At 59.9% G+C, this 5,236-nt stretch carries 3 protein-coding genes; 1 reads left to right on the top strand and 2 read right to left on the bottom strand.

Annotated features, from left to right (window positions below; translation table 11 throughout):
* Positions 1-120: 120 nt before the first annotated feature.
* Complete coding sequence (locus B7X90_RS18085) at positions 121-1,380, bottom strand: hypothetical protein (RefSeq protein ID WP_292626927.1); 1,260 nt, start codon at positions 1,378-1,380, stop codon at positions 121-123.
* A gap of 13 nt (positions 1,381-1,393) precedes the next feature.
* Positions 1,394-1,966, bottom strand: a complete 573-nt coding sequence (locus tag B7X90_RS18080; protein WP_066769682.1) for a recombinase family protein — start codon at positions 1,964-1,966, stop codon at positions 1,394-1,396.
* Positions 1,967-2,114: 148 nt separating this feature from the next.
* Between B7X90_RS18080 and B7X90_RS18075 the strand changes: the two genes are divergently transcribed.
* Entirely contained in the window at positions 2,115-5,057 is a 2,943-nt protein-coding gene (locus B7X90_RS18075; RefSeq protein ID WP_366409900.1) for a Tn3 family transposase, read from the top strand.
* Positions 5,058-5,236 lie beyond the last annotated feature (179 nt).

Here is a 5,236-nt window from a genome sequence, read left to right as displayed (position 1 = left end):
GATCTGATAAAAGCCGCTGACCGGGCGTAATGTAGCCGCCGATCTGGCTCCAGTGCATTATTGGGACACAGATTCACGGTAGGGCCTTAAATACATCTGTCCTGCACATTTTGGCGAGCCTTATCTCCGTTCGTTTTCCACGCCGAGCTCACGCCATAGCCAAGAATAATCATACGTTGCCATCGGGTCGGTATCGTCGGGCTGTTGGGCACTTCGATTTTCGATATATTTCAGCCACTCTACAAGTTTGACGCGCCCGTTCGCCGACTTTGAGGCTGCGCGCGGGGTGATATCCCCAAGCATGCCGACTGGCTGATCGAGTGTTTCTCGATATGATTTGTCGAGCATCTCATGAACAAGCTTCGTCGCAATCTCTGGCGGGACGACCGATCGGGGCGCGTCATTTCCTTCATGATCCGCACGCATTTGATCGATGGTTTGAATCTCGGTTAGCGGCGCGCGCACCAGATTTCCAAGAGCTATGGTTCCGTCTTCCATCGTGCTGTTGAACGCCACACCGTCAGCTTTCTTGTCTTTCCGTTTGGTTGGCTTGGTGCCCAACCAATTCCAGAAGGTCGCGCTTTCTCGATGCAGCGCTTTGACGGTATCAAGCTGTGCGCCAATGGCCTTTTGGGTGACACCGGTGGCGAGTGGGAAACGCACACTATGGAAGACCAGTTCGTCGCCATCGCTGTTGTAAACCATCGGCGCAATGAGACCCATGGCCTTGGGCAAGGTGTCGAACAGCCAGACATTGGTGAACAGCGACGCCGCGTCGGCGAGCAGCACATCACGATCGGCATGAATACCTTCATCCCGACTTTGCCGGTAAAGGTCATCAAATCCCTTCTGAAACAGCGTTGTGCCTTCCAGGGTAAAAGGCAACACACCACCAGCCAGAATATGCTTGCCGTTCATTGGCACAACGCGTGCCGCGATCCTGTCCCATTTTTTGAGTGACTGGGTCGCCGAATGTTCATGCACGAGCAGCGGCTCGCCGCCGCGCACCATGTCGCGGAGCGTCATCGATTGGCCCGGTACAATTTCGCTGGCTTCATAAAGGCTCATCACCGATGTGCTCAGCGCCTTCATATAGGCTTTGCTCTGTACTTTTTCGTTCCAGCCCCGCCGTTTGATATAATCATCGACGATGTTGATGCCGTCAGGATCGAAGCTCTGTGTCAGAAAATCCTCGAAAGCGCAGCCCCAAAGCGTGCGATCCCAGTGTTCCCCTAGAATTTCACCAATCTCTTCATATTCGATGTCAAACGCGGTCATTATTGGCGCAAAATGGTCGCCCATGACATCTTCAAGTCGGTCGTGCCACTCGGCACGCGACAGATATTTGATGAGTCCGCTCAAATCATTACTGGGTTTCATGCGGTCATTCTCCTCACAAGGCGGCCTCCTGCCGTGCAGCAGCGAGGACCCTGCTGATCGTTGGTTCGCTGACTCCATAGAGCTTGGCCATCTGCGCTGCGGTCTTTCGGCCGGTTATCACGTTTTCCACGACATCGCCGCGCTGTGAGGGTGTGAGTTTCGGGCGACGCCCACCTACACGGCCCTCAGCACGGGCTTGAGCAAGGCCAGCGGAGGTGCGCTCGCGGATCATCGCGCGCTCGAACTCCGCGAAGCTGCCCACCATTTGCATCATCATCCGTCCTGCAGGGGAAGTCGTGTCGATGCTTTCGGTGAGCGAACGAAACCCACCGCCTGCGACTTCGATGCGGTCGAGGATGTGAAGCAGGTCCTTGAGCGAGCGCGAAAGCCGGTCGAGCTTCCAGACGGTCACGACATCACCGGTGCGGAGCTGGTCAATCATCCGGTGCAGCTCGGGACGATCCCAGCGTCCGCCACTGGCCGCTTCCTCGAATATGCGTTCGCACCCAGCTCCTTTGAGCGCGCGACGCTGGAGCGCCGTGCTTTGATCGTCGCCTTTCGAGACACGGGCGTAGCCGATCAACACCTATTGTCCCTTTCACAAACGAACGTTTGTGTTCCCGATTTTTCCGCGACACAAACCGCCGCGTTGCGTCTTGCAATATCCTCTTTCAAAACCAGTCTCAATGGCAAGTAGTTTTTGAAGGGGAAAAGCGATGCCCGCACGGATTCCAATGACCCAAAAGCAACGCGCCTCATTCCTGGCGCTGCCCGACACCGAAGCGTTCATCGTTCAGCACCATAGCCTGGACAAGAGCGACCTGGCAGCCATCGCCGAAGCGCGAACTCCCGAAACGCGGCTCGGGTATGCGCTCCAGCTATGCTGCCTTCGCTATCCGGGTCGCCATTTGCGTAAGGGCGAGACACTGCCGGCAATTATGCTCGACCATATCGCCGAGCAGATCGGCGTCGGTGTCGAAGTCATCGCGCAATTCGCGCGGCGGCTGCAGACTCGCTACGAGCAGCTCGCCGCTATCAAGCGTCGCCATCATTATCGCGACCTCACCCGACCGGGCCGAGCCGAGCTGGCAAATTGGCTGGCTGGGGAAGCGGTGGGCGTCACTGACGGGAAAGTCCTGATCGACCGACTGATTATGCGGATGCGCGAGCAGCGCATCGTCATTCCAGGAATTTCGGTGGTGGAGCGTCTTGCGGGCGAAGCGATGCACGCGGCCGACGGACTCGTCACGAACGATGTTTATTCTCGCACCAATGCTACGCAACGCGCGTCGATCGAGTCATTGCTGTCGGACAAAGCCCATGCCTTGCAGAGCCGACTGAGTTGGTTGCGCGAGCCCGCCGTGCGCGTCGGCGGTCGCAGCCTTCTCGAAATCTTCGACAAGATCGATCGCGTGCGCTCGACGAATTATGCCGCCGTCGCAGTGCCCGACAGATATCGGCCACGGCTTGCGCTCATGGCGCGCGAAGGCGCCCGCCACACCGCTCAGGCTCTTCAGCAAATGGGGCCGGCGCGGCGATTGACGACGCTGGTAGCGACGTTACGCGAGTTGGAAGCCACGCTCACCGACGCCGCGATCTGGATGTTCGGAGCGCTCGTGGGGCGTGCCAACCTCAACGCGCGCAAACGCCTTGAAGAGACCATTGCTGTCGCCGACGAGCAGAGCCGAGCGCGCTTGACCCGCATTGCGTCCGTACTCGAAGCGCTGACACGGGCAGCCCGCACAGGCGACGATATCGCGACGGCGGTCACGGCGATCGCCGACCTCGACGTGATCGCAGCCGATGCAGCGCTAATCCGGAGAACGATCAAACCGGGTCGTCCTGACGTGCTCGGTGAGCTTGCATCGGAATACCGCGTGTTCAAGCAGGTCGGCGCCCGTTTTCTCGCCACGTTCATCTTCGATGGCAGGTCAGCGACCGGACCGTTGCGAACCGCCATGGGCATATTGATCGACCTTGGGGGGGACTGGCGCAAGGGACTGCCAGAAGAGCTGCCCATGGGACATGTCGAGCTGCGCTGGCATCGGCATGTCGTTCAGGGTGGCAAGATCGATCGGACGTATTGGGAGCTGGCTACCTTTTTCGCCGTATCGAGTGCGCTGGCGTCCGGTAATCTATGGGTTGCCACGTCGCGCATCCACCGTTCGCTCGAAGATCTGCTGACACCCCGCACACCGGCTGCGGCCAAAGGGCCGACGTCGCTGCCGCCGGTGCGAAAGCTCAGCGCCAACGAATGGCTCGAGCAGAAATCCGAGGCGCTCGATGCCGCACTTCTCGCGACCGCACGCGGATTGTCGGGCAAGGATCCGTTGCTGTTCACCGGCGATAAGCTACGCTTCCCTAAAGGCCCAAAGGCCGAGCAGCTTGAGAGCGATCCCTCCAAACTTCTGGCATTGCGTACCTATGGCACGTTGCCGACGATCCGGATCACGGACGTGCTTTCGCAGGTCGCCCGATGGACCGGCTTCGTCGATCATTTTGGGCATGTGTCATCGGGCCTTCCGCCGACCGACGAGCGCACGTTCCTGGCAGCATTGATCGCGGAATCAACCAATCTGGGCCTCAGCCGCATGGCCGACGTATGCGGTGTCGCTTCTCGACGCGCGCTGATGCGGATGCAGACATGGCACATGCGTGAGGACACCTTCCGCGCCGCGCTCGGCTGCCTGACCGACGCCATACATGCCGAGCCGATTGCGGCGTGGTTCGGCGAGGGATGGCGTGCGTCGGCCGACGGTCAACATTTCTACCTGGGCGGACCCGGCGAAAGTGGCGGGACAGTCAACGCGCATTACGGTCGCGACCCGATCGTAAAGATCTACACGACGATCACCGACCGTTACGCCCCGCTACACCAGACCGTGATTGCGGGTACCGCAGGCGAGGCCATCCATGCGCTCGACGGAATCCTCGGCCACGACAGTGGTGTGAACATAGGCTCGTTCCATACCGATGGCGGCGGCGTGTCCGACATCGTGTTCGCGGTGACCAGTCGGCTCGGCCTCAGTTTCGAGCCGCGCATCCCACGGCTTTCCGATCGACGCCTCTATGCGTTCGAACCGAAAGCGCGCTACGGAAAACTCGCACCGCTGTTTGGACAGCGGCTCGACAAGGAGCTCATCCGCTCGCATTGGGACGACGTCGACCCAATGATCGAGGCCATGCGCAACAGGGTCGTGACCCCATCGCTGATCCTGAAAAAGCTTTCCGCCTACCGTCAGCAAAACTCGCTGGCGACCGCGCTTCGGGAAATAGGCCGTGTCGAGCGTACCCTGTTCACACTGCGCTGGTTCGAAGATCCCACTTTGCGCAAATATGTCACCGCCGAGCTGAACAAGGGTGAGGCGCGGAACACTCTTACCCGAGCGGTCGCGTTTCACCGGCTCGGGCGCTTCCGGGATCGCGGCGTCGAAAACCAGCAAACGCGCGCCGCCGCGCTCAACCTCGTCACTGCCGCGATCATCCTGTTTAACTGTCGATACCTCGACCGTGCCGTTGACGCACTCGGCATCCGTGGCACCGGCGAGGAACCGCTGCTCGCTCAGCTCTCGCCTCTGGGCTGGGACCATATAAACCTGACCGGCGATTATGTTTGGTCCGACCCTGCCGCTTTCGACGCCGACGGGTTTCTGCCGCTCAAGGTCGGTCAGCGCTGACGGCGCTCCCAGCGCTACCGTGAATCTGTGTCCCAATAATGTACTGGGGCCATATTTGCTCAGGCTGGACCGGTTGCGAAAATGGGCATTTAGTCGACTCTGCACCCTTTCATCCGGCTGTCGGGGGTGGCCGGTGGAAGGCCGGGCGATCGGCACGCCGGCTCGAGCGCGCTCGAAGA

The organism is Novosphingobium sp. 17-62-19 (genome assembly GCF_002256775.1).
Lineage (GTDB): Bacteria > Pseudomonadota > Alphaproteobacteria > Sphingomonadales > Sphingomonadaceae > Novosphingobium.
Note: the sequence above shows the minus strand (reverse complement) of the source record. Positions and strands in the feature narration are given on the sequence as shown.